Source organism: Deltaproteobacteria bacterium (assembly GCA_012522415.1).
GTDB lineage: Bacteria > Desulfobacterota > Syntrophia > Syntrophales > JAAYKM01 > JAAYKM01.
Genome location: JAAYKM010000115.1, coordinates 1 through 3,544 on the forward strand (window position 1 = coordinate 1; position 3,544 = coordinate 3,544).

Consider the following 3,544-nt stretch of genomic DNA (forward strand, 5'->3'; position numbering starts at 1 on the left):
TCAATTCCTTTAAAGGACTGGGCGGCGCCTATGCCATCGGGACGTACCTGGCCCATAGATTGGGATCGGACATACGGGAACTACCTTACGAAACCATGATCTCCCCTGAGATCAGGAAGCAGCTGGGCGAGATCACTTTTGCTTCCACCACCGACGGCAATCACGGGAGAGGTGTCGCATGGACCGCCCAAAAACTGGGTCAGAAATGCGTGATCTTTATGCCGAAGGGATCCTCGCCGGAGCGGCTGGCCCATATCCGCGCACTGGGTGCGGAGGCAACGATCACGGACCTGAACTACGATGACACGATCCGTATGGCAGCGGCGCTTGCCGAAAAAAACGGCTGGGTGACGGTACAGGACAAGGACTGGGAAGGCTATACGGATATTCCTCTGTGGATCATGCAGGGATATGCAGTGATGGCCCTGGAGTGCTTCGAAGCACTGGAAGCCCGGAAGATCAAGCCCACTCATGTTTTTTTGCAGGCCGGCGTAGGCTCCATGGCTGCTGCCGTGACGGGTCTCCTCGCAGACGTCTACGGGGCGGATCGTCCGAAAGTCATCATTATTGAATCGGATCAGGCGGACTGTTACTATCGGACGGCGGCGGCCGATGACGGCAGTCTTCATCTCGTAAGCGGCGAAATGGATACGATTATGGCCGGACTGGCCTGTGGGGAACCTACGAATCTGGGATGGCCGATCCTGCGGGATCACACGGAAGGATTCATTTCTTTAGAGGATCCCGTAACGGCAACGGGCATGCGGATCCTGGCGGCGCCGGTCCCGGGAGACCCTCGGGTGATCTCCGGCGAATCCGGTGCTGTAGGGGTGGGGCTTTGTTACCATCTGATGCTCGATGAACGATACAAAGATCTACGGACGGCTTTGGCAATGGACGCCGATTCTGCGGTACTGTGTTTCAGCACGGAAGGAGATACGGATCAGGTCAATTACAGAAGGATCGTCTGGGAAGGCGCCTGGGCGAAAGAAGCAAAGGAAGAGAAAGGGAAAACGATAGTATGATTATGTTTTACTGCGATTACAACGAAGGCGCGCATCCCGCGATCATGAAGCTCATGAACGACACCAACATGGAGCAGCACGAAGGATACAGCGAGGATGCGTATACCACAGAAGCCCGGCGTCTGATCCGACAGGCCTGCGGTTCCGAGGATGTGGATGTACATATCCTGGTGGGGGGGACGCAAACGAATATGACGATCATTTCCTCGGCGCTTCGAACACATCAAGGAGTCATTTCCGTAGACACCGGTCATATCAACCGTCACGAGACGGGAACCATCGAGGCCCACGGCCACAAAGTCCTGGCGCTGCCCGGGGAAAACGGAAAGATCGATGCTCAACAGGTGGCGGACTACTGTTACGAGCATTTCCACGATGAAGCCTTCGAACACATCGTACAGCCGAAAATGGTCTACGTGTCCAGTCCCACGGAAATGGGCACGATTTATACCCGGCAGGAACTGTTGGACTTGCGTCGGGTCTGCGATGAATACGATCTGTATCTGTTCCTGGACGGCGCCCGCCTGGGCTATGGGCTGGCCGCACCCGGCAATGACCTGGATCTCCCGTTCCTGACTGAGGTGTGCGATGTCTTTTATATCGGCGGTACCAAGCAGGGGGCGCTGTTCGGTGAAGCGGTGGTGATCCGCAACGAAGACCTGAAAAAGGATTTTCGCTACATCATCAAGCAGAACGGCGGCATGTTTGCCAAAGGCCGTCTGCTGGCCCTGCAATATATCGGGTTATTCACCGACGATCTGTACATGAAGCTTTCCCGCCACGCCATCGCCATGGCCATGAAGATCAAAAACGGCTTGACGGATATGGGCATCTCCTTTTTGATGGACAGCCCCACCAATCAGCAGTTCCCCATCTTCCCCGACGAGTTGTTGCCCCGGATCGCCGAAAATTACGGCTTTTCTTATGAAAAACGCATTGATAAGGATCACAGTGCCATCCGTTTTTGCACCTCCTGGGCCACCAAAGAAGAAAATGTGGATTCCCTGCTTGCGGATATCAAAAAAATGATGTAACATATTCAGGCGGGGCTCCGGAAAGCCCCGCTCCTACGGGGAATTAGCTCAGCTGGGAGAGCGCATGGTTCGCAATCATGAGGTCAGGGGTTCGATCCCCCTATTCTCCACCAAACGCAGAACGCCGTTTTCGGCGTTCTTTGTGTTTGGTAGGAGAGAGGGGGAGCGAACCCGAAAGGGCGCGACCGTGGCGGGAAAGTCCTGCGGACTTTCCCGCAGGGAGCGGTCCCAGCCTGCCGAGGAAGCAGGCGCCGGACCCGGTATTTTGATATTGACAGGCCTATCAAGAAAGGGTAAACTAAGTGCAACAAGACTATATGTATAAAGAATATAGTACTGCGGAGGTGAAACGTTGAAAGACAATAGGACATTTTTTTGCAATGGCAAACCCCATCACATGGAAAGATTCCTGGAAGTTTGTCTGCTGTTGCTGTTATATGATGAAATAGGGTATGGCTATGGACTTATCGAGCAACTGGCATCCTTTGGTTTTTCCGAAGCCGGTCTGAACATGAGCACATTGTATCGGACATTAAGAAAAATGGAAAATGAAGGCCTTGAGACTTCGCAATGGGAAGAAGGGGGGCAAGGCCCGAAGAGACTTGTTTACGAAATCACAGCAAAACGCAAAAGCGAATTGGACGAATGGATCAAAATACTCAGGGTCCGAAAATCAAGAATCGAATCGCTCATCAGTATGTATGGCGAGAAGATCATATGATCAAGATATAAAAGCAAGAAGGTGAATGCATGACTACAATCATAACGATTTACATTTTACTGGCAATAGGCTTGATCGCTTCGTTGGCCAAAAGTAAGGAAAAAACAAAGAAAGCATTCAGGATCGCCGGCAAAGCATCTCTCAAGTCCGCGCCCAGTTTGCTGACTGTCCTTGGTATCGTGGGCTTGACGCTTGGAACTTTAACACCCGAAACAATTACAAGGCTTGTCGGTTCTGAAGCCGGATTTACAGCGACGATTTTCGCGTCCGTTATCGGCGCAATTACCTTGATCCCCTCGTTGGTGGCATTTCCGCTTGCCGGATCACTGTTGCGTTCCGGTGCGACTGTGATGACCATCTCGGCATTCGTGACAACATTGGTCATGGTTGGAATCGTGACAGCGCCGATGGAAGCGAAGGAGCTCGGCAAAAAATTCACCCTGCTTCGTAATGGGTTCGGGTTTCTTGCGGCTCTGGTTATTGCCGGGATCATGGGGGTGCTGCTGTCATGAAAAGCATTAAGAATTTCACAGCACCCATTTTGATTTTGATCGTGTTTATCGGACTGGCTATTTGGATGCCGGATACGGCCGTTCGTTCCTCTTTGGTCACATGGGATTACTTTAAGGAAATGGCCTTGATCATGCCTCCGGTTTTCATTCTTATGGGTTTGATGGAAACATGGATTCCAAAAGATAAGGTTCAGAAATGAGTAGGCGCCGGCTCCGGGATCAAAGGTGCAGGGATTGCGTTAGCATTTGGAA

5 protein-coding genes and 1 tRNA gene are annotated in these 3,544 nt (G+C 52.2%); all 6 read left to right on the forward strand.

Annotation, left to right across the window (positions count from 1 at the left end; translation table 11 throughout):
- Positions 1–1,025, forward strand: a 1,025-nt coding sequence (locus GX147_09305; GenBank protein ID NLN60876.1) for a diaminopropionate ammonia-lyase, incomplete at its 5' end; no start/stop codon positions are given.
- Positions 1,022–2,059 carry an aminotransferase class I/II-fold pyridoxal phosphate-dependent enzyme gene (locus GX147_09310; GenBank protein ID NLN60877.1) on the forward strand — a complete coding sequence of 346 codons (1,038 nt, stop codon included), beginning with the start codon at positions 1,022–1,024 and terminating at the stop codon, positions 2,057–2,059. The genes GX147_09305 and GX147_09310, both read left to right, overlap by 4 nt.
- A 37-nt stretch (positions 2,060–2,096) precedes the next feature.
- Positions 2,097–2,172: transfer RNA gene (locus GX147_09315), tRNA-Ala, on the forward strand.
- A 239-nt stretch (positions 2,173–2,411) separates the two neighbouring features.
- Entirely contained in the window at positions 2,412–2,780 is a 369-nt protein-coding gene (locus tag GX147_09320) for a PadR family transcriptional regulator (GenBank protein NLN60878.1), read from the forward strand.
- Between the two features lie 74 nt (positions 2,781–2,854).
- Positions 2,855–3,292, forward strand: a complete 438-nt coding sequence (locus tag GX147_09325) for a permease (GenBank protein NLN60879.1) — start codon at positions 2,855–2,857, stop codon at positions 3,290–3,292.
- The gene (locus tag GX147_09330) at positions 3,289–3,492 is read left to right on the forward strand and encodes a hypothetical protein (protein ID NLN60880.1); all 204 of its coding nucleotides are present in this window, start codon (positions 3,289–3,291) and stop codon (positions 3,490–3,492) included. The genes GX147_09325 and GX147_09330 overlap by 4 nt, the downstream gene beginning before the upstream one ends.
- Positions 3,493–3,544: the final 52 nt, after the last annotated feature.